The sequence below is a fragment of the Lysobacter soli genome, from assembly GCF_003382285.1.
Lineage (GTDB): Bacteria > Pseudomonadota > Gammaproteobacteria > Xanthomonadales > Xanthomonadaceae > Lysobacter_J > Lysobacter_J soli.
This window is the reverse complement of sequence record NZ_QTJR01000005.1, coordinates 1-20,571: the sequence shown is the minus strand read 5'-3', so window position 1 is coordinate 20,571 and position 20,571 is coordinate 1. Positions and strand designations below refer to the sequence as shown.

Annotated in this window: 22 protein-coding genes; 6 read left to right on the top strand and 16 right to left on the bottom strand. The window is 67.7% G+C overall.

Going from position 1 to position 20,571, the window contains the following annotated elements; all coding sequences use genetic code 11:
* Positions 1-167: 167 nt before the first annotated feature.
* The 8 genes from DX912_RS08685 to cyoA form a co-directional block, all read right to left on the bottom strand.
* Positions 168-659: a VOC family protein gene (locus tag DX912_RS08685; RefSeq protein ID WP_115842115.1), complete on the bottom strand. Its 492-nt coding sequence runs from the start codon at positions 657-659 to the stop codon at positions 168-170.
* Positions 660-781: 122 nt separating this feature from the next.
* Complete coding sequence (locus tag DX912_RS08680; RefSeq protein WP_115842342.1) at positions 782-1,321, bottom strand: response regulator transcription factor; 540 nt, start codon at positions 1,319-1,321, stop codon at positions 782-784.
* Entirely contained in the window at positions 1,308-2,672 is a 1,365-nt protein-coding gene (locus tag DX912_RS08675) for an ATP-binding protein (protein ID WP_115842114.1), read from the bottom strand. Before DX912_RS08675 ends, DX912_RS08680 begins: the two co-directional genes overlap by 14 nt.
* A 30-nt stretch (positions 2,673-2,702) precedes the next feature.
* Positions 2,703-3,491, bottom strand: a complete 789-nt coding sequence (locus DX912_RS08670) for an SURF1 family protein (RefSeq protein ID WP_220340778.1) — start codon at positions 3,489-3,491, stop codon at positions 2,703-2,705.
* Positions 3,492-3,513: 22 nt separating this feature from the next.
* Complete coding sequence (gene cyoD / locus DX912_RS08665; protein ID WP_115842113.1) at positions 3,514-3,906, bottom strand: cytochrome o ubiquinol oxidase subunit IV; 393 nt, start codon at positions 3,904-3,906, stop codon at positions 3,514-3,516.
* Positions 3,903-4,514, bottom strand: a complete 612-nt coding sequence (gene cyoC, locus DX912_RS08660) for a cytochrome o ubiquinol oxidase subunit III (protein WP_198173926.1) — start codon at positions 4,512-4,514, stop codon at positions 3,903-3,905. The genes cyoD and cyoC overlap by 4 nt, the downstream gene beginning before the upstream one ends.
* 10 nt (positions 4,515-4,524) lie before the next feature.
* Positions 4,525-6,504: a cytochrome o ubiquinol oxidase subunit I gene (gene cyoB, locus DX912_RS08655; protein WP_220340785.1), complete on the bottom strand. Its 1,980-nt coding sequence runs from the start codon at positions 6,502-6,504 to the stop codon at positions 4,525-4,527.
* 88 nt (positions 6,505-6,592) lie between these two features.
* Positions 6,593-7,651, bottom strand: a complete 1,059-nt coding sequence (gene cyoA, locus DX912_RS08650; RefSeq protein ID WP_115842111.1) for a ubiquinol oxidase subunit II — start codon at positions 7,649-7,651, stop codon at positions 6,593-6,595.
* A 173-nt stretch (positions 7,652-7,824) separates the two neighbouring features.
* Here cyoA and DX912_RS08645 point away from each other — a divergent pair, with 173 nt between their 5' ends.
* The gene (locus tag DX912_RS08645) at positions 7,825-9,135 is read left to right on the top strand and encodes an MFS transporter (RefSeq protein WP_115842110.1); all 1,311 of its coding nucleotides are present in this window, start codon (positions 7,825-7,827) and stop codon (positions 9,133-9,135) included.
* 90 nt (positions 9,136-9,225) lie between these two features.
* Here the strand turns inward: DX912_RS08645 and DX912_RS08640 are convergent, their stop codons facing one another.
* On the bottom strand, positions 9,226-9,723 hold the full coding sequence (locus DX912_RS08640) for a M48 metallopeptidase family protein (RefSeq protein WP_115842109.1): 498 nt from the start codon (positions 9,721-9,723) through the stop codon (positions 9,226-9,228).
* A 42-nt stretch (positions 9,724-9,765) separates the two neighbouring features.
* On the opposite strand from DX912_RS08640, the gene DX912_RS08635 reads away from it, so the two are divergent.
* From DX912_RS08635 to DX912_RS08625, 3 genes are all read left to right on the top strand, one after another.
* Positions 9,766-10,320: a DUF2058 domain-containing protein gene (locus tag DX912_RS08635; RefSeq protein WP_115842108.1), complete on the top strand. Its 555-nt coding sequence runs from the start codon at positions 9,766-9,768 to the stop codon at positions 10,318-10,320.
* Between the two features lie 90 nt (positions 10,321-10,410).
* Positions 10,411-11,172, top strand: a complete 762-nt coding sequence (locus DX912_RS08630) for a DUF4410 domain-containing protein (RefSeq protein WP_115842107.1) — start codon at positions 10,411-10,413, stop codon at positions 11,170-11,172.
* Positions 11,173-11,350: 178 nt separating this feature from the next.
* A complete protein-coding gene (locus DX912_RS08625) occupies positions 11,351-13,018 on the top strand; it encodes an FAD-dependent oxidoreductase (protein ID WP_115842106.1) in 1,668 nt (555 codons plus the stop codon).
* Positions 13,019-13,039: 21 nt separating this feature from the next.
* Here the strand turns inward: DX912_RS08625 and DX912_RS08620 are convergent, their stop codons facing one another.
* Positions 13,040-13,306: a DksA/TraR family C4-type zinc finger protein gene (locus DX912_RS08620; RefSeq protein ID WP_115842105.1), complete on the bottom strand. Its 267-nt coding sequence runs from the start codon at positions 13,304-13,306 to the stop codon at positions 13,040-13,042.
* Between the two features lie 137 nt (positions 13,307-13,443).
* Here DX912_RS08620 and DX912_RS08615 point away from each other — a divergent pair, with 137 nt between their 5' ends.
* Positions 13,444-14,520 carry a tetratricopeptide repeat protein gene (locus DX912_RS08615; protein ID WP_115842104.1) on the top strand — a complete coding sequence of 359 codons (1,077 nt, stop codon included), beginning with the start codon at positions 13,444-13,446 and terminating at the stop codon, positions 14,518-14,520.
* An 85-nt stretch (positions 14,521-14,605) separates the two neighbouring features.
* Positions 14,606-15,418 carry a TIGR04325 family methyltransferase gene (locus tag DX912_RS08610; protein ID WP_115842103.1) on the top strand — a complete coding sequence of 271 codons (813 nt, stop codon included), beginning with the start codon at positions 14,606-14,608 and terminating at the stop codon, positions 15,416-15,418.
* A 73-nt stretch (positions 15,419-15,491) separates the two neighbouring features.
* Here the strand turns inward: DX912_RS08610 and DX912_RS08605 are convergent, their stop codons facing one another.
* The 6 genes from DX912_RS08605 to DX912_RS18375 form a co-directional block, all read right to left on the bottom strand.
* Positions 15,492-16,040 (bottom strand): DUF4136 domain-containing protein, encoded by a 549-nt coding sequence (locus tag DX912_RS08605; protein ID WP_115842102.1) that lies wholly within the window; start codon positions 16,038-16,040, stop codon positions 15,492-15,494.
* A gap of 267 nt (positions 16,041-16,307) precedes the next feature.
* Positions 16,308-17,747 carry a transporter gene (locus DX912_RS08600; RefSeq protein WP_233433540.1) on the bottom strand — a complete coding sequence of 480 codons (1,440 nt, stop codon included), beginning with the start codon at positions 17,745-17,747 and terminating at the stop codon, positions 16,308-16,310.
* A gap of 91 nt (positions 17,748-17,838) precedes the next feature.
* On the bottom strand, positions 17,839-18,348 hold the full coding sequence (locus tag DX912_RS08595; protein ID WP_115842100.1) for a hypothetical protein: 510 nt from the start codon (positions 18,346-18,348) through the stop codon (positions 17,839-17,841).
* 14 nt (positions 18,349-18,362) lie between these two features.
* Entirely contained in the window at positions 18,363-19,064 is a 702-nt protein-coding gene (locus tag DX912_RS08590; RefSeq protein ID WP_115842099.1) for a C39 family peptidase, read from the bottom strand.
* On the bottom strand, positions 19,061-19,492 hold the full coding sequence (locus DX912_RS08585) for a hypothetical protein (protein WP_220340777.1): 432 nt from the start codon (positions 19,490-19,492) through the stop codon (positions 19,061-19,063). Before DX912_RS08585 ends, DX912_RS08590 begins: the two co-directional genes overlap by 4 nt.
* Before the next feature lie 126 nt (positions 19,493-19,618).
* A partial coding sequence (locus tag DX912_RS18375; protein WP_220340792.1) for a hypothetical protein occupies positions 19,619-20,571 on the bottom strand: 953 nt, incomplete at its 5' end.

The following is a 20,571-nucleotide window of genomic DNA, read 5'->3' as shown; positions in this document are numbered from 1 at the left end:
AGCCACGGTGTGGGCTTGGGCCGGTGCCGGAAGTCCTGCACGTCCTCCCTTTCCCCCGTCATTCCCGCGCAGGCGGGGATCCCACCGCGCGGGCATGTCGGCTTCCGTCGAGCATGATGTTCGCAGAGTTGGATTCCCGGCTGGGCGCGGGAATGACCGCGACCGTGTCAGCCCCGCCGCGCCTTCTCGATCGCCGCGATGTCGATCTTGTGCATCGTCATCATCGCGTCGAACGCGCGCTTGGCCGCGGCCGGATCCGGATCGGTGATGGCTTCGATCAATGCGCGCGGCGTGATCTGCCACGACAGCCCCCACTTGTCCTTGCACCAGCCGCACGCGCTCTCCTGCCCGCCGTTGCCGACGATCGCGTTCCAGAGGCGGTCGGTTTCGGCCTGGTCGTCGGTGGCGACCTGGAACGAGAACGCCTCGTCGGGCTTGAACGTCGGCCCGCCGTTCAAACCGATGCACGGAATGCCCATCACCGTGAAGTTGACGGTCAACACATCGCCCTTCTTTCCGTCCGGGAAATCTCCCGGCGCATGGTGCACCGCATCGACCGAACTGTCGGGGAAGGTTTCGGCATAGAACGTCGCAGCGTCGAGCGCGGTGCCGTCGTACCACAGGCAGACGGTGTTCTTCGGGATCGGCTTGCTGACCATCCGGGTTCTCCTTGAGCCAGGGACGTGAACCGCGGACGTTACCATCGCGGGCGCCCCACGCCGTGAGCACGGGATGACATTTCGCGGGAGCGCAAGCGGCGCCCCGCCCGGCGCTCCGACCGCTACTTGATCCGCCGCTTCTCCAGCTTGCGCGCGAGCGTGCGGCGATGCAGGCCCAGGCGGCGTGCGGCTTCGGAAATGTTGAAATCGCTGGCGGCAAGCGCTTCGTGGATGTGCTCCCACTCCAGGGTCTTGATCGACGTGGTGCGCTCGGTCAGCTCCACCTCGGTGTCGCCGGCGGCGCGGTCGAACGCGGCCTCGATGTCGTCGGTGTTCGACGGCTTGGCAAGGTAGTGGCGTGCGCCGAGCTTGATCGCCTCCACGGCCGTCGCGATGCTCGCGTAGCCGGTCAGCACGACGATCACCAGGTCCTGGTCGAACGCGTGCAACTGCTTCACGCTCGTCAGCCCGGAGGCACCGCCGGCGAGCTTCAGGTCGACGACCGCGTGCGTCGGCAGGAACTCCTTCAGCAACGCGGGCATGCCGTCTTCGCCGGTGAGATGGCGAACCTGGTAGCCGCGACGCTCGAATGAACGCACGAGGGTGCGCGCGAAGGCTTCATCGTCCTCGACGATCAGCAGGCGGCGCTCAGTCTTCGGCATCATCGCCCTCCTCGTCGCTTTCGTCCTCGATGGCCAGCGCGGACAGCGGCAGCGTCATCGTCACCACTGCGCCGCCCTGCGGCCTGTTCTTCGCCCGGAGGCTGCCACCCAGCGTACGCGCAACGTTCACCGAGAGGAACAAGCCCAGCCCGCCGCCCGGCCGGCCCTTGCTCGTGTTGTACGGCGAGCCCAGCCGCTGGAGGATGTCACCGGAAAAGCCGGGGCCGGCGTCGCTCACGTCGATGATCAGTGCTTCGCCATCGCAACGGGCATCCAGCGCGACCCAGCCGGGCGACGCTTCCAGCGCGTTGTCGAGCACGTTGAACACCATCTGGCGCAGCCCCGCGTCCGACACGATGCGTGGGTCCAGGTGGCAGCGGTTGGTGTAGGTGAACTGGATCGGGTTCCGCGCCTGGCGCCATTCTTCCGCGAGGCCGTCGAGCATCGCATGGAGGCTCACCTCGATGGGCGCTTCGGCGCGCGGTCCGCCCGCGGCGAGCAGGATGTTGGTGACGATCGACTTGCAGCGCGCCACCTGCTGCTGCATCTCGACGACGTCGCGATGCAGCTCGCCTTCGGAGGCGATGGTCGGCAGGTGCTGCCAGTCGCCGAGGATCACCGAGAGCGTCGACAGCGGCGTGCCCAGTTCGTGCGCCGCACCGGAGGCCAGCAAGCCCATTCGCACGATGTGTTCTTCTTCGGCGGCGCGCTGGCGCAGTTCTGCCAGGCGCGCATCGCGCTCGCGCAGGATGCGGCCGATGCGGGTGAGGAAGACCACCAGCAGCGCGGCAATGAGCAGGAAGCAGATCAACAGGCCCTGCACGTAATGGTCGCCCAGCCCACGCGCGGGCTCGACGGCGAGGACGATCGGCGTTCGCACCAGCGTCAGGCCGGTGACGCAGAGCGCCGCCGCCGCCGCGATGACCCAGCTCCATGGCGATCGCAGCACGACGGTGCCGAGCACCACCTGCAGCAGGTACAGGAACACGAACGGGTTGGTGATGCCGCCGGAAAGATAGAGCTGGATCGTCAGCGAGGCGACGTCCACCAGCAGCGAAACCATCAAGGCGTTGCTCGACGCATGCTCGCGACGACGCCACCACAGTTGGCTGACGACATTGAACAGCGCGAGTGCGGCAAGGACCGTGAACATCGGCCTCAGCGGCAGGCCGATGCCAAGCCCGTAATGCACGACGATGATCGTCGCGACCTGCCCGATCACCGCGATCCAGCGCAGCTCGATCAGCTGCTGCATGTTGCGCAGCCCCGCGCTTCCGCGCCAGCGCGTCAGTGCGGGCAACCTGCTTTCGGCGTCGGCGGCTACCGCGTCCTGGATCGTTCGTGAGGCCATGGTCGATTCGATGGAAACGCGGGGCGCGTTTCAACGGCGCCGATCATGGCGCAAACGCCGCTCCGAGGCGAACAGGAAGCCACCCGCGACGAGCGTGAGCAGCGCCATGCCGAACCACGTCAGTGCGTACGACAGATGGGGATCGCGGAATTTCACGACCGTGAGCCCACCGCGCGGCCACACGGTCGAGGCGGCCTCGCGATCGGCATCGATGAAGAACGGCGCCACGCGACTTGCGGGAAGTCCGTGCGCCTGCGCGATGGCCGCGACGTCGCGCGAGTACCAGCGCTGCTGCGCCGGATCGTTGTGTCGAAGGAAACCGCCGCCGGGTTCGCTCATGCGCAGCAGGCCGTTCACCACCACCCTGCCCTGCGGCGGCGGCGCGACGCTCGCCTCGACGTTCCGTTCGGCGGACGGCACGAAACCGCGATTGACCAGCACGTAGTCGCCCGAATCGGTGCGCAGCGGCACCAGCGACCAGTAGCCGCCCCCCAGCTCGGTCACCGCCTGCGTGCGGCTCTCCATATCGGGCATGAAGCGACCGGCGACGGAGACGTGCCGGTAAGCGTCGGCTTCGTCGGTAACAGTCGGCCATTGCCCGCGCGCTGGCGCGGGAACCGGCGCGGCATGCACGCGCGCATCGACGCGGGCGATCAGGTCATGCTTCCACGCCATCCGCTGGACCTGCCAGATGCCCAACGCGACGAATCCGACGAACGCGACCGCGAGCAGCCCGGCGAACATCGCCAGCACCCAGGGGCGTCGCCCCCGGGGCATCGGCTGCGCGTCGACGACGCTTTCCTTCATGCGGGCCGTCATGGCACGGCTTGCGGCGGGGGCGTTACGGCGTGTTCCGGATCATCTCCTGCATCTCGTGCGCGCCCGGCATCATGTTCGTGTTGAGGTGATGCATGACCCACAACGAGCCGCTGAGCACGATCACCACCAGCACGACGGTGAAGATGAGCGCGAGGGCGTTCCAGCCGCCTTCGGACTTCGCGTTCATGTGCAGGAAGTAGACCATGTGCACCACCACCTGCACGGCGGCGAACGCCAACAGGATCAGCACCAGCAACGGCGTGCTGATGGCCGAGCCGCCCATCACCAGCGCGAACGGGATGGCGGTCAGGATGACCGACAGCACGAAGCCGGTCAGGTACTCCTTCTTCGAGACGTGCGGGATGCCGGTCTCGAGGAAGTCGTCGTCGTGGTCGTGGTGTGCGTGGTCACTCATCGCAGCGAGCCCATCAGGTAGACGAAGGTGAAGACGCCGATCCAGACGACGTCGAGGAAGTGCCAGAACATCGACAGGCAGGCCACGCGGCGCGTGTTGGCGCGCGTGAGGCCGTGCTTGCGCACCTGCAGGCACAGCACGATCAGCCAGATCACGCCGAAGAACACGTGCAGGCCGTGCGTGCCCACCAGCGCGAAGAACGAGGACAGGAACGCGCTGCGCTGCGGACCGGCGCCGATATGGATGAAGTGGTGGAACTCGTACAGCTCGATCGCCAGGAACGTCGCGCCCAGCAGGCCCGTCACGATGAGCCATGCGATCAGACCGCGCTTGTTGCGCGCCTGCATCGCGATCATCGCGAAGCCGTAGGTGATCGACGACACCAGCAGCACCGCGGTGTTCACCGCCACCAGCTTCAGGTCGAACAGGTCGGCGCCGGACGGGCCGGCGGCGAAACTGCGGCCCAGCACGCCGAAGGTGGCGAACAGGCACCCGAAGATCATCAGGTCGCTGAGCAGGTAGATCCAGAAGCCCAGCAGCGTGCCGTTTTCCGGATGGTGGTGGCCTTGCGTGTCGAGGAAGACCGGCGCGCCGTCTTCACGGGTCAATGCGATGGGCTCAGACACGGAAGGTCTCCAGCTGCTGGGTACGCGCGTGCTCGGTGGCAGCCACCTCGTCGGCGGGGATGTGGTAATCGCGGTCGTAGTTGAAGGTGTGCCAGATCGCGTAGGCCACCACGGCGACCAGCGACAGCACCGCCAGCCACCACAGGTGCCAGATCATCGCGAACCCGCCCGCCGTGCTCAGCAGCGCCAGCACCAGGCCGGCCGGCGTGTTCTTCGGCATGTGCACGGCCAGGAAGCCCGAACGCATGCGCGTGAAGCCGCGCTGCTTCATGTCCCACCAGGCGTCGGTGTCGTGGACGACCGGCGTGAAGGCGAAGTTGTAGGCCGGCGGCGGCGAGGACGTCGACCACTCCAGCGTGCGGCCGTCCCACGGATCGCCGGTGACGTCGCGCAGCTGCTCGCGCTTGCGGAAGCTGACGAAGATGCAGATCAGGAACGCGGCGATGCCGATCGCGATCAGGACCGCACCGAAGGCGGCGATCAGGAACCAGATCTGCAGCGACGGATCCTCGAAGTGGCTCATGCGGCGCGTCACGCCCATGAGGCCCAGCACGTACAGCGGCGTGAAGGCGAACCAGTAGCCGGCCAGCCAGAACCAGAACGAGACCTTGCCCCAGAAGTCGTCGAGCTTGAAGCCGAAGGCCTTCGGGAACCAGTGCGTCATCGCCGCGAACAGGCCGAACACCACGCCGCCGATGATCACGTTATGGAAGTGCGCGATCAGGAACAGGCTGTTGTGCAGCACGAAGTCCGCCGGCGGGACGGCCAGCAGCACGCCGGTCATGCCGCCCACCACGAAAGTGATCATGAAACCGATCGTCCACAGCATGGGCACTTCGAAGCGGATGCGGCCGCGGTACATGGTGAACAGCCAGTTGAAGATCTTCGCGCCCGTGGGGATCGAGATGATCATCGTGGTGATGCCGAAGAACGAGTTGACGCTCGCGCCCGACCCCATCGTGAAGAAGTGGTGCAGCCACACCAGGTACGACAGCACCGTGATGCACACCGTGGCGTAGACCATCGACGAGTAGCCGAACAGGCGCTTGCCCGAATACGTCGCCACGATTTCCGAGTATGCGCCGAACAGCGGCAGGATCAGGATGTAGACCTCCGGGTGGCCCCAGATCCAGATCAGGTTCACGTACATCATGGCGTTGCCGCCAAGGTCACTGGTGAAGAAGTTCGTGCCGACGTAACGGTCCAGCGCCAGCAGCGCGAGCACCGCGGTCAGGACCGGGAACGAGACCACGATCAGCACGTTGGTGCACAGCGAGGTCCACGTGAAGACGGGCATCTTCATCATGGTCATGCCCGGCGCGCGCATCTTGATGATGGTCACCAGCAGGTTCACGCCCGATAGCAATGTGCCGACGCCTGCTATCTGCAGCGCCCATATGTAGTAGTCGACGCCGACGCCCGGACTGAAGGCGATGCCCGACAGCGGCGGATAGGCGAGCCAGCCGGTCGCGGCGAACTCGCCGAAGAACAGCGACATCATCACCAGCACGGCGCCGGAGACGGTCATCCAGAAGCTGAAGTTGTTGAGGAACGGGAACGCGACGTCGCGCGCGCCGATCTGCAACGGCACCAGATAGTTCATCAGGCCCGTGACCAGCGGCATGGCCACGAAGAAGATCATGATCACGCCGTGCGCGGTGAAGATCTGGTCGTAGTGCGCGGGCGGCAGGTAACCGGTGCTGTCGCCGAAGGCGATGGCCTGCTGCAGGCGCATCATCAGCGCGTCGGCGAAGCCGCGCAGCAGCATCACCAGGCCCAGCACGATGTACATGATGCCGATCTTCTTGTGATCGATGCTGGTGAACCACTCGTTCCAGAGGTAGCCCCACAGCTTGTGCTTCGTGATCACGGCCAGCAGTGCGAGGCCGCCGAGCACGGTGCCGATGAAGGTCACCATCAGGATCGGCTCATGGAACATGGGAATGGATTCCCATGACATGCGTCCGAAGATCGGTGAGGACGGGAGGGTGCTGCTTTCAGGGGACATCGCGGGATTCCGGGGCTTTCAGGCCAAGAAACAGGTCGGCATCAGGAGTCGCTCAGGGCGACTTCATGCCGACGATCGAGCCAGACAGGGACTGGGGCACGGCATCGTTGACGGAGCACACTTCCGACGACACGTACGCGCCCAGGCGCGGGTCGCCGCGGCGCGGCGTGGCCAGCGGCTTCAGGCCGTCCAGGCCGAGGCCGCCGGTGGCGTCGATCGCCATCATCTGGTTCATGCACAACCGGTCGGTGTCGACGCAGCGGTTGAGCACGGCATCGAACAGGCCGTTGTCGACGCGGGCGAAGTGACGCACCGGCTCGCGTTCGGAGGGCTTCTCGAGTTCGAGGTACGTCGCGCGGGTGAGCGCGTCGCTGCTGCCGCGCACGTCGTTGACCCAGCGCTGGTACTCGGCGTCGGGCCGGCCGTGGAACTTGAAGCGCATGTGCGAGAAGCCGGCGCCGCTGTAGTTCGCCGAGAAGCCGTCGTACACACCGGCCTCGTTGATCACCGCGTTGAGCTCGCTTTCCATGCCCGGCATGCCGTAGATCATGCCGGCCAGCGCGGGAACGTAGAACGTGTTCATCACCGACGAGGCCGTGATGCGGAAATGCACCGGGCGATCGACCGGCACGACGACCTCGTTCACCGTCGCGATGTTCTCTTCCGGATAGACGAACAGCCACTTCCAGTCGAGCGCGACGACCTGGATTTCCAGCGGCTTCACGTCGGCAGGCACCGGGCGTCCGGCGGAGAGCTGGTCGAGCGGACGGAACGGATCGAGCAGGTGCGTGCTGATCCACGTGATCGCGCCGAGCGCGATGATGATCAGCAGCGGGATGCCCCAGATGACGAGCTCGAGCTGGGTCGAATGATCCCAGTCGGGCTTGTAGGTCGCGTTGTTCGACGCGCGGTAGCGCCAGGCGAACAGGAGCGTGAGCGCGATCACCGGAACGATCACGATCAGCATCAGGACCGTCGCGACGACGATCAGCTGGCCCTGGCGGGCTGCGATGTCGCCGGCGGGATTGAGAACCAACAGGTTGCATCCTGACAGGGCGACCGTGGCGAGGAGCAGCACGGCGGCCTGCAGGAATCTGCGCGCGATGGACATGTGTGTGGGGGCTTACGGATTGAGCATGGTCAATGTATTCCCGGCCGTGTGACGGGAGAATTGGACGTTTTGTCCTATCGAACAAGCTGGTTGCCTCTGTCAGCCTATCGTCGCATCCTCTCAAGTCCAACCGGCCCTCCTTCCATCGGCCGGCTCATCGAGTGTCCAACGCGATGTCAACCCTCACCCCCACCGCTTCCACGCACGATCACGGCACCAAGGCCGACACCGATGTCGCGCCTGGTGAAATCGCCGTAGGCGTCGTCATCGGCCGTGCGTCGGAATACTTCGACTTCTTTGTTTTTGGCATCGCCTCGGCGCTGATCTTCCCCGCCGTCTTCTTTCCGTTCCTGGACCGGCTCAACGGCGCATTGGCGGCGTTTGCGCTGTTTTCGCTGGCGTTCATCACACGGCCGCTCGGCACGATCCTGTTCATGTCGATCCAGGAGCGCTGGGGCCGCGGCATCAAGCTCACCATTTCCCTGTTCATGTTGGGCAGCGCCACCGCCGGCATCGCGTTCCTGCCCGGCTACACCACGCTGGGCGTCGCATCGATCGTGATGCTGGCCCTGCTGCGCATGCTGCAGGGCGTCGCGCTGGGCGGTTCGTGGGACGGCCTGCCGTCGCTGCTGGCAATGAACGCACCGAAGGGCCGCCGCGGCTGGTATTCGATGCTCGGCCAGCTGGCCGCGCCGATGGGCTTCATCGTCGCCGCCAGCGTCTTCGCATTCCTGTATGCGAGCCTGAGCGAGGCCGACCTGCTCTCGTGGGGTTGGCGCTATCCCTTCTTCGTCGCCTTCGCCATCAACGTGGTGGCGCTGTTCGCCCGCCTGCGCATCGTGGTGGCCGACGAATACCAGAAGAAGATGAGCGAGCTGGAGCTGGAGCCGACGCCGATCCGCGAGCTGTTCCGCGCCAAGGGCCGCCACGTGGTGATCGGTGCCTTCGCGGCGCTGGCCAGCTACGCGCTGTTCCACATCGTCACGATCTTTCCGCTGTCGTGGATCCTGCTGTATTCGGACAAATCGATCGTCACCTTCCTGATCGTCCAGATCATCGGTGCGTTCATCGCCTGCGGCGGCGTCGTGGCCTCGGGCCTGATCGCCGACCGCGTGGGCCGTGCGCGCACGCTGGGCGGGCTGGCGCTGCTGATCGCGATGTTCAGCGGCTTCGCGCCCACGCTGATGGGCAGCGGCAACGTCGGCCAGGGTGCGTTCGTGCTCATCGGCTTCGCCCTGCTCGGCCTGTCGTACGGCCAGGCTGCGGGTGCGGTGACGGCCAACTTCGGCCGCCGCTACCGCTACACCGGCGCGGCGCTCACCTCCGACCTCGCCTGGCTGATCGGCGCCGCTTTCGCCCCGCTCGTCGCGCTGGGCCTGTGCTCGCAGTTCGGTCTGGCCTGGCTGGGCGCGTACCTGCTCTCCGGCGCCATCGGCACGCTGGTCGCGCTGGGCATCAACCGCGCGATGAACTACAAGAGCTGACGCCCCGGTTCGTCCATTGCGATACGACGAAACGCCCGCCTACGCGGGCGTTTCGTTTTCACGATCGACACGGCGCCGCTTCGGCGACACTCAGCCCCGCGTGAGTTCCATGTGCGTCAGGTACAGGCGCAGGTCGAACTCCAGCTGGTGGTAGTCCGGCTCCATGTGCGTGCACAGCTGGTAGAAGGCTTTGTTGTGGTCGGCCTCCTTCATGTGCGCGAGCTCGTGCACGACGATCATCCGCAGGAAGTCGGCCGGCGCATCGCGGAACACCGTGGCGATGCGGATCTCGCGACTGGCCTTCAGCCGCCCGCCGTGTACGCGCGAGATGGCGGTGTGCGTGCCGAGCGCGTGCTTCATCACCTGCAGCTTGCTGTCGTAAAGCACCTTGCCCAGCGGCACGGCCTTGCGCAGATGGCGGTCCTTCAGCGCCTGCACGTAGTCGTACAGCTGCGCGTCGTTGCGCACCATGTTGGGCTCGGCGTACCGGTCGGCCAGCATCGTGCCGAGCCGGCCCTGTTCGATCAGCTGCCGCACCTTCGCGAGCAGGTGCTCGGGGTAGCCGACGAGGTATTTGAAGGGTTCCATGGCGGTATCATGGCCCCGAAACCACCACCAGAACACCGCGACATGGCGAAGGCGAATCCGCTCCAGGAACAACTGCTCAAGGCGGGCCTGGTCAAGAAATCCAAGGTGGCCGAAGTCGCGCGCGAGCAGAACAAGGCCCGCCACGCCAAGGCGCCGGCCGAACGCAGCGAGATCCAGGTGGAAGCCGAACGCGCGCGCGCCGAGAAGGCCGAGCACGACCGCGCGATCGAAGCCGAGCGCAAGGCGCAGGCGCGCGCCGCGGAGCTGCGCGCGCAGGCGCGGCAGATCATCGAAGACCGCAAGGTCCCGCGTTCGGGCGAAAGCGAATACCGCTTCACTGAAGGCAACGCGATCCGTACGTTGCTGCTCAACGACGACCTCCGGAAGAAGCTGTCGTCCGGCGTACTGGTGATCGCCCGCATCGACGAGCGTTACGAACTGCTCCCGCGTGCCGCCGCCGACAAGGTGCGCGAACGCGACGCGACGATGATCGTGCTCGATCACGGGCTGCAGGCCGATGCCGAACCCGCGGCCGATGCCTCCGACGACGATGCGTACTACGCGCAGTTCAAGGTGCCGGACGACCTGATCTGGTGATCGCACGCGGCGACCGGCGGTCGCGCGTTTTCACTGCTGGATAACGGCGGCAGGCGTGTATTGGCGGCACTTCGACCGGGGTGATCCGCCATGGAGATGGGCCTGCAGGACCACGCCGCGCCGCGGTCGTTCCGCATCGCATCGTGCCTCGGTTTGCTGCTTCTCGCCGCATGCGCGACGACACCCTCGCCCCGGTTCGAGCGTTCCGACACGGCGCACGCCGTCGAGCGGCCCGGGCGCATCCTGGTGTACGACTTCGCCGGCACGCGCGGCGACCTTCCACCCGATTCGCCGATCACCGGCTACTTCGAACAGAACGAAGCGCCGCAGACGGCCGACGACGTCGAAACCGGGCGGCAGCTGGGTCGCCAGGTCGCGCAGCAGGTCGTGGAGCGACTTCGCGCCGCGGGCATCGACGCGTATCCGGTCGGCGCCGGACCGGTGCCGAAACTGGGCGACGTCGTGCTGCGCGGCGAGTTCGTGTCGGTCAATCCGGGAAGCCGCACGACACGCGTGTTGATCGGCTTCGGCGCGGGCCGCGCCGAACTCAGCACGCTGGTCGAAGCCTTCCAGATCACCGCGACCGGACCGCGTTCGCTCGCGACCGCTGAGGCGAACACGCAGGGTGGCCGCCTGCCCGGCGTGCTGGTGCCACTAGGCGCGGCAGCTGCGGCGGGCACGGTCGCGACGAGCGCCGCGGTGTCGGGCGGATCGAACGTGATGCAGGAACGCGGTCCCGAGTCGATCCGCGCGGCCGCGCAGCGCACCGCCACCGGCATCGCCGATTCGGTCATCGATATATACCGTCGGAACGGCTGGCTGGCGCAGCCGGCTGCAGGCGGGGCAAGCTAGCGGCGCGTCTGGGAAACCCCTGCCTCACTCCCGCGGAGGCACGATACCGCGTAAGCGGCCTGCCTCAACCTTCCCACCTGTCCCCTTTCTTCCCCGGGCTGCGTTGGTTTCGAACGGTGGCCCTGTGTGCGCTTCGTGCACAGGCGCATAAGAAGAACTGTTCCCAGGGGCAAGGCATTTGATCTTCGATTTCCGGAACGCGTCCTCGCCGGCCGACATCGACGCGGACATCTGCATCATCGGGGCTGGCGCCGCCGGCCTGGCGATCGCATGGGCGTTTCTCGACACGCAGGCGTCCGTCTGTGTGATCGAGAGCGGCGGCCTGACCGCCGACGCGCGCTATCAGGCGCTGCTGGAAGGGCATTCGGTCGGCGAACCGCCCTTCGATCCGGGTGCCTCGCGGCTGCGCGCGTTCGGCGGCACCTGCAATTACTGGGGCCGCGGCTGCATTCCACTGGCGAACCTCGCACCGCGCGACTGGGTACCGCACAGCGGCTGGCCGATCGGCTTCGCCGACCTGGAGCCCCACTACCGTAAGGCGCGCACGTTCTGCGGTCTCGACCAGCACGACTTCGGCGAGGACACCTTCCTCACGCCCTTCTCGCGACGGCCACTGGACTTCGAAGGCGACGCGCTGGTGCACAAGACGTTCGCGTCCAGTCCGATGATCTTCGGCCACGCGTACCACGACGTGTTCGAGCGCGCGGACAACATCACCGTGCTGCTGCACGCGAACCTGCTGGAACTAGACGCGGTGGAATCGGCGCAGGCCGTGCGGCAGGCGCGCATCGGCACGCTCGACGGCCGCCGCGGCACCGTGCGTGCGCGGCACTACGTCCTCGCCTGCGGCGGCATCGAGAACGCGCGCTTGCTGCTGTCCTCGAACGCGACCATTCCGCAGGGCCTGGGCAATCCGCACGATCTGGTCGGTCGCTATTTCATGGACCATCCCAGCGGAAAGCTCGGCACGCTGTTCGCCGACGATCCGCACGTGCTCACGCGCCCGTACGATCGCAACGTGCCCAAGGGCCGCCCGCAGGCGCATCCGGAGATCTGCCTGTCGGACGAAGCGCAGCGCCGGCACCGCATCCTCAGCGGTCGCGTGCGGCCGTTCGCGTTCGAGGAACCGGTGCCGGAAGGCCTGCAGGCGCTGCGCGACCTGCGCGCGGCGATCCGCGCGCGTCGCGGCAACGAGAACTGGGCGATCAAGGCGCGCGTGTGCGGGCGTCGCAACGGCGAGCCGGACTACATCGCGAATGCAATGCCGACCGAGGACATCCGCTCGCTCACGCTGCGCGCGGGGCTCAACGCGGGCGACATCGCCAAGGCCGTCGGTCGCAAGCTCACGCGCAAGCCCACGGTGCGCACCGAGCGCGTCGACCTCATCGGCTACTTCGAACAGGTACCGAACCACGACAGCCGAATCACGCTCGGCGACGAACGCGATGCGCTGGGGCTGCGGAAGGTGAACGTCGACTGGCGCCTGACCGAGCTGGACCGCCACACCTACCGCACGGCCGCGACGCTGTTCGGCGGCGAACTCGCGCGCGCGTGCAACGGTCGCTTCCAGTCGGCGTCATGGCTGGAGGAAGACGGCGGCGTGCCGCAGGTGTTCGGCACCTCGCACCACATGGGCACCACGCGCATGGCCGACAGCCCGCGCGAGGGCGTGGTCGACCGGCACTGCCAGGTGCACGGCGTGGACAACCTGCATATCGCCGGAAGTTCGGTGTTCCCGACCGGGAGCTGGGCGTTCCCGACCTTCACCATCATCGCGCTGAGCCTGCGACTGGCCGAGCAGTTGCGCGTGAGGCTCGAACAGGCGACGCCGCTGCTCGGAATCTGAGCGCGGCGTCTGGCGCCTCCATCAACGCAACTGCGAATCCTTGCTGCCGCGACGGTTGTAACCGGCGAAGGCGGCCTCTTCGGCGTCGTGCGCTTCCTGGCAGGCGATGCACAGGCGCACGCCGGGAACGGCGTCGCGGCGGGCCTGCGGGATCTCGGCGCCGCATTCCTCGCAATGTGTCAGGCCCGGCCCTTGCGGCAGCTTGCTGCGTGCGCGCTTGATGCCGTCCTTCACGGTCGCGTCGATCTGGTCCTGCACGGCGCCGTCGCCTGCCCAACCGGTGGCCATGTCGACTCTCCTGCGTGGATCCGGGTCCGAGGATAGCGCCGGGGCCCTGAACTTCCCGCACACGCGCGCTTGCCCGGTGCGGGACTACACTCGCCGCAGGCTGAATCGCGGCCCGTCGGACCGCAAGGCGTTCGTCGATGCGCAGCAGGCTCGTCGCGATGATCCTCGCGCTGGCGTTGTCGATCGCGCCTGCGTTCGCCCAGCCCGCCGCGAGCACGGTCGCTGCGGCCGACCAGGTAATGGCCCTGCCCGCGCCGCTGCGCGAGCGGTTGCATCGCGAGATCCTCCACGACAACCCCTCCGCGCACGACAGGCTCCAGCGCCTGGGCACCTTCATGTTCTCGCCCGAAGGGCTGGGAATGACCTACGTGGAGACCGCGAACCACACCGTCGCGCAGGCATACGAAGCGCGCACGGCGAACTGCCTCACCTTCACGATGCTCTTCCTCGCGCTGGCGAAGGAAGCCGGACTGGAAGCCACGCCGCAGGAGATCGGGCAGATCCTCGGCTTTCGCCAGGCCGACGGCACGCTCTACCTGAGCAACCACGTCAATGCGTCCGTGCGCGCGGGGGTGCGGAAATACACGGTGGATGTCGCGGGCGACCTGATCATTCCACGCGATCAGCCCGAGCCGATCACGACCACGCGGCTCATCGCGCACTACTACAACAACCTCGCCGTCGAACGCCTGGCGGCTGCCGACTATCCCGGCGCGCTGTCGCTCCTCGACACCGCGTTGACACTGGATCCCGGTTACGCCGGCTTCTGGAGCAATGCCGGCGTCGTGCGCACGCGAAGCGGCGATCTGCGCGGCGGCGAGAAAGCCTATCGCCGCGCGCTCGCACTCGATCCGGCCAACGCCAACGCGCTGTTCAACCTCGCCGGACTCGCCGCGCGCATGGGCGATCGTTCGCTCGAAGCCGAATACCGCCAGCGGCTGGCGAAGGTGCAGCGCAACGATCCCTTCCACGCCTTCATGCAGGCGGTGAACGCCGAGAACGCCGGCGACCTCGCGCGCGCGATCCGCGAATACCGGCGCGCGGTCGACCTGCAACCGCAGGAGCATCGATTCCACTCGGCGCTGGCCAACGCGTACCTGAAGGCCGGCCGGATCCGCGCGGCCGTCCGCTCCCTCACCCAGGCGCAGGCGCTGAGCGATGGCGACACGCGGGCGGCCTACAGCGAGCGACTGGACGCCCTGCGCGCCCGCTGACGTCGCCGCGTCCCCTTTTGCCCGCCGAGCGCGTTTGCTTCCCTGAGACGATCGGAAGGGGATCCCCGTGCAACATGAAACGCTGATGGCCAAACGCCACCTGGTGCGCATCGCCATCGAGACCGCCGAGCTTCCCGGCGTGCGCCTGGTCGCGCGGCCGCTGTACCGCCGCCTGTTCAACCGGCCGTATCACGGCGGCAACGCGTACTACGGCGCCTACGATTCGCGCGCCCAGGCGCTGGCCGCCGCGCCGTCGCTGCCGACCAGCTACGACCAGCCTTCCACGACGGGGATGTACATGGATCGACACCGGAGCATCCGCGTCAGCGACTACCCGATGGTGCACTGGCTCTCGCGCCTGCTCGCGCAGGGGCGTCATCGCATCTTCGACCTGGGGGGCCACATCGGCGTGACGTACTACGGGTTCCGCCGTTACGTCGATTACCCCGCGACGATGGAATGGCGCGTGCACGACGTGCCGGCCGTGATGGACGCCGGACGCAGCTGGGCGCGCGAGAACGATCCGCAGGGGCTGCTGCACTTCGCCGACGATCCGGACGCCGCAAGCGACCACGATGTGCTGATCACCTGCGGCGCGCTGCAGTACCTGGACTACACGCTGCCCGAGCTGCTCGGTCGACTGCCCTCGCCGCCCACGCACGTGCTGGTGAACCTCACGCCGGTGCATCCGCGGCGCGGCTACGTCACCTTGCAGAACATCGGCAAGGCCGTGCTGCCGTATCGCGTGATGGCCAAGCCGGAGTTCGTCGCGCAGATGGAGGAACTGGGCTACTGCCTGGAAGACCAGTGGCAATCGAAGGAACGCCACCTGCGCGTTCCGTTCGAACCGGATTGCACGCTCGATCATTACGCGGGGTTCTATTTCAGGCGGGTGTGATCCGCACGACGCGTGCGATGAAACGACGAAGGCCGGCATTGCGCCGGCCTTCTGCATTCCGCTTTGCTGCCCGTCACTTCGCCGGTGCGCTACCCGGCGGGAACGACGCGAACATCTTCTCCACGCCGGCCTGCGCCTTGGCGTTCACGTCTTCCGGCGAATCGGGCACGGTGCCCGACGCGGTGCCGCGCCAGATCGCCTGCTTGGTCTTCATGTCGAACATGTCGACGACCAGCGTGCCGACCTCGTAATTGCGCACCGTGGTGGTCGCCGAACCCATGCCGGCGCCGCCCCAGCGACCCCACCCGTAACCGCCCCACGCCGGACCGCTGTAGAAGGTGTCGAGCGTCTGCTGCTGTTGCGTGGCGACGTTGGCGACGATGCCGACATCGGCGTCGGTGCCCGTCGCCTGCTGCCAACCGTGCGCGGCGAGCTTGGCATCGATCGCCGCGACCACGCGCTGTTCGACCAGCGGCGAGCGGCCTTCGGGTTTCTTCAACCACGTGTAGGTGCGATAGCTGGAGAACTGCGCCGAGGGGTCGTAATCCGTGTGCACCGTCGGCGTGCTGGCGCAGCCGGCCAGCGCGAGGAGCATCACCGCGCCTAGGACGAGTCGTTTCATGAGCCTTCTCCGTGGACGTTTGGGGCGAGAGGGAAACCCGATGCGGACTGCCGGCGCGATGCCTCGCGGCGCGCGCGTGATCGCGAGATAGAACCTTTGCGGGTGAAACAGGTGTGAAGGTCGAGCCGGCACCGCCATCGCAACCGTACGCCTCGTCATTCCAGCGAAAGCTGGAATCCATTTTGATCTTCACGCGGCGGCGAGACGTCGGGAAACCGCAAGATGGATTCCAGCTTTCGCTGGAATGACGACAAAGGTCGTCGCCCTTCAGAACGAAATCGGCACCCGCGCCGTCAGCGTCATGTCCGGCGTATCGCGCGTCACGCCTACGCCGAGTGCGACGTTGAGCGACCAGCGATCGCTGAAGCGGTACGTACCGCCCAGCAGCAGCGTGCCGAGCGTCAGGCGCACGGAGCCGGGCGATTCCCGGCCGTTCTGCTTCGTCTTGCCGATCAGGCTCGTGTCGTAGCCCAGGCTGATCGACGCCTTCTCGTTGAGCGCCAAACCCATGCCGAGGTTGAAGCCCCAGATGTCGCCGGCCTGCACGTCGCCGAGGAATTCCTCTTCGCGCCCCAGTACGGTGCGCGAGACGTTGCTGCGTTCGAAGTTGTACAGGTAACTGAAGGTGCCGAAGAACACGACCGGATCGGACGGATACAACCACGTCACGCCCGGCTGTATCGCTTCGAAGCCGGTGCCGGTCGGCAGCTCCAGCGGCAGGCCGGTGCCGGTGGCGTTCTGCAGGCAGCGCTGCACGCAGTCGGTGGTGACTTCGAACAGGTCCTTGCCGGTGCGGCTCTTGTAGCGCAGCCAGCCGATGTAGAACGCCTTGTCGGGGCCGCCGCGATTGAGCTGGTAACGCGCGGTCGCCTCGACGTCGCCCATGCCGTGGCCGCTGGCGTTGAACACGCGGTCCTGCGCGCTGCCGGTGAAGATCTCGCGGCTGACGGTGTCGCCGTTGAGGTAGACGTACGGGACTTTCACTTCGACTTCGGCGCGGCCGCCGATGCCCATGCGACCGGTGATCGTGCCGATGCCTGAGGTCGTCTTGACCTGGCGCACGTCGATCAGGCCGATGAGGATCGCCGGGATCACCGTGTAACCGACCAGCGCCACGCGGTCGTTCGCCGAATAGCCGTACTGCAGCGAGGGTTCGAGGATGAACTTGCCCGACGGCGTGAGCACGCCGGGCTGGTCGAAGATCTGCGCGACTTCCGGCGGGCGCGTTACCGAATCAGGCGCCTGTCCGACCGGCTTCTGCTTCGGTTGTGGCTGCTGTTGTTGTGGTTGCGCGGCCTGCGCCTGGCGTTGATCGGCCGGCGGAGGCGCGGCGGCCGGCGCCTGTTGCGCCAGCGTCGGCAGCACGGTGCCCGGCGCGACGCCCGCGCCGCGTTCGGCGTCCAGGCGTTCCTCGTCGAGCGCGCGTTGCAGGTTCGCGACCGCCGCTTCCTGCTGCGCGAGCGAGTTGCGCAGTTCATCGAGCTTGCGGGTCTGCGCGTTGATCTCGCGCTGCAGGTCGTCCAGCGAACGTTGCGGCGCTGCGGGCGCCGGCGCCGCGGGAAGAGCCCCGGCCGCCTGGGGCTGCGCAGCCGGGCGGGCCGGCTCCAGTCCCTGCCACTGGTCCTGCGCGTGGGCAGCCGCGGCGGCGGCGAGCCACAGGCATGGAGCGAGCATCAGGCGGCGGGGCAACTGCGGCGTCCTTCTCATGCGTCGTCCTTCTGGTGCGGCCGTGCCGGGAGGTCCATCCGGTTACAACGCAGGCGGGCCCGGAATGCGGGCGCGCGGCGACGGCTCTCGTTCAGGGCGCGGTGGCGGTCACCATCGCGTTGTGCAGCGTCGACTGGGTGTTGAGATCCTGGAACGCCTGCAGCGTGTCGACGCCGACGTTCACCGTGGTCAGGGCGCGGATGTCCTGCCCGTCCCTCGTGTTCTGGATGACGATGCCGCCGGGCGCGCCGGACGGCTCGAACGTGTTGCCGCCGCCTACCTGCACCACGACGCCCTCGTTGAAGCGCTGCAGCTCGCGCGCCTGGTCGGTCGTCATGCGCCCGACGTCGGGAATCTGCACGCGCGTGGTCGCCACCACTTCGCCGTTGACGAACACCGCGCGCTCGATGCCGAACGACAACGCCGTTCCGCCGTCGGTGATGAAGCCGCCGCGCATGTCTTCGAGCAGCGCGGGATCGATCGCCACCCAGCCCTCACCGAGCACCGTCGAAGGCGGCGCGGCCAGCGCGGGCACGCACCAGGCGAATGCGGCGATCAGGGCGAGCTTGAACGACGCATGCTTGAACGAAGGCGAGTCCATGGTCGAACCCTCCGTCAGATGTCGCCCGGACCGCGCCGGGGCGTCACGATGTTGTAGAGGCTGTCGCGGGCGATGCCCGCATCCAGCGGCGCCGGCGGCGCGGTGCGCCAGTCCTGCGCCATGTTGAACTGCGCCCGGTCGCGGCGGTTGTGCACCACGAACAGGATGCGGTTGTCCCACAGCTTCTCGAAGCGCGAGCGCGGCATCGCACGCGTGCCGCGCGCGGGATCGCCGAGCAGGACGCGTTCGTTGCGGAAGCCCTTCACGACGACGAAGTGCCGGTAGCCGCGGTCGTTGAGCAGCACGATCGCCGGAAGGCCTTCGGCGACGAGCTTGTCCAGCGGCTGCTCGAATCCGTCCGCCTCGAAGCCCAGCGAACGCAGGTAGCGGCGCATGTCCAGCAGCGAGAACCCGCGCTGGCGGATCTTCGCCTGGTCGCCGGTCTGGTACATGTGCATGAACACTTCGGCCTCGGTGACCGGATGGCCGTACTGGTAGGTCAGCAGCGTCGCCGTCGCGGCCGAGCCGCAGCTGAAGTCGTACTGCTGGCGCACGGTGGTCTTGAAGCGCGCTTCCTTCAGGCTCGTGACCTTCAGCGAATAGGCGCCGTTCGGCGGCGCGCGCACGTCCACCGTCCCGGCCTGCGCGAGGCCGGAAAGCAGGATCCACGCCGAAGCCGCCAACACCGCGCGGCGCCGGAATGTGCGCAGGCTCATGGGCCCGCGTCCGCGAACTTCACGTTCACGATCATCGCGTTCTGGATCAGCACGTTCGCGCCGGTGTTCTGGATCACCGTGGAAATGCCGCTGGCGTTGGCGAACGAACCGGACGTGACCGAGTTGCTGCCGGTGAGTACGTCGTCGGCGATCGCGTCCTCGACGCGGCCGTTGACGAGGATGTCGTTGTCGACCAGTTGCGCCTCGCCGCCGCGCATGTCGGACAGCGCGCCGGGATCGACGGCCGATCCGAACGCCGCGTCGGGCGCGACGGTCGCATCGACAATGGCCGGTTCGACGAAAGCCGGTTCAACGACGACGGGCTGCAGTGCGGCCTCGGGCGACTGCTGCGCGCAGGCCATGCCCGCCACGCACCACAGCGCCACGCCCATCAGACTGCCCACTGCGATGGAACGATTGCGTTGCATCGTCATGCTCCTTGCCGTGTGGGTCCGTGTGCGACTGCGAAGCTCCCGCCGGCGTCGCCGCCGGCGGGAATCTGCAATGCGCACGTTGATCGCACGACGCCGTGGCGTGCGTGCGTCGCGTAACGCTTACGGACCGACGGTCAGGTTGGCCTGGACAGTGATGCCCTGCTGGATCAGCGAGGAGAAGCCACTGTTCTGCGCCGCCACCGTGATGCCGGCTGCGCCACTGGCGGTTCCGGTCATCGTGGAGGACATGTCGAACGTGCCCGCATCGACGGTGTTGGTGCCACCGGCGCCGCCGGAGCCACCGGTCGCGCCGTTGCCGACGCCGCCGTTGCCCGTGCCGCCCGTGCCGCCCGCACCGTTGCCGGTGCCGCCCGCGCCGCCGTCGCCGCCGGTCGCGCCGGCTGCCGCAACCGCGCCGTCGCCGGCCGTCGCCGAGCCGTTGGTCGCGCTCGCATCGGCGCTGCCGTTGCTCGCGTCGCCATTGCTCGCCGCACCGCCCGCACCGCCGCCACCCGCACTGGCGGTCACGGTGCCGCTGGCACCGCCATCGCCCGCGGTCGCGCCGGACGTGCCGGTGCCCGCGCCGGACGTGCCGGTCGAGGTTGCAGTGGCCGTACCACCTGCGCCACCAGCGCCGCCGGTGCCCGTACCGCCCGCACCGCCGGAGCCGCCGGTGCCGTCGTTGCCGGCATCGTTGCCGCCACCGCCGTCGCCACCGGAGTTGCCGCCGCCACCGCCACCGCCGCCGCCGTCGCTGCCGCCGGCACCTGCGGCCGAGCCGGCCAGGCTTGCGCCGCCCGCGTCGCCGCTGTCGTTGTCGGTATCGCCGCCACGACCGCTGTAGTTATCCCAAGTGTCGCCGCCACGGCCGCCACGGCCGGCGGTCGAATCGCCGATCGTCGCGTCGCCGACGCTCGCGTCGCCCGAAGTCGCGCTGCCGTTCACGGCATAGCCGCCGGAACCGCCGTCGCCACCGGAGCCACCGTCGCCGCCGCTGCCGCCGTCGCCGCCGTAGCCGTCGCCACCGCCGCCTTCGCCGCCGTAGCCGTCGCCACCGTAGCCGTCGCCTCCGG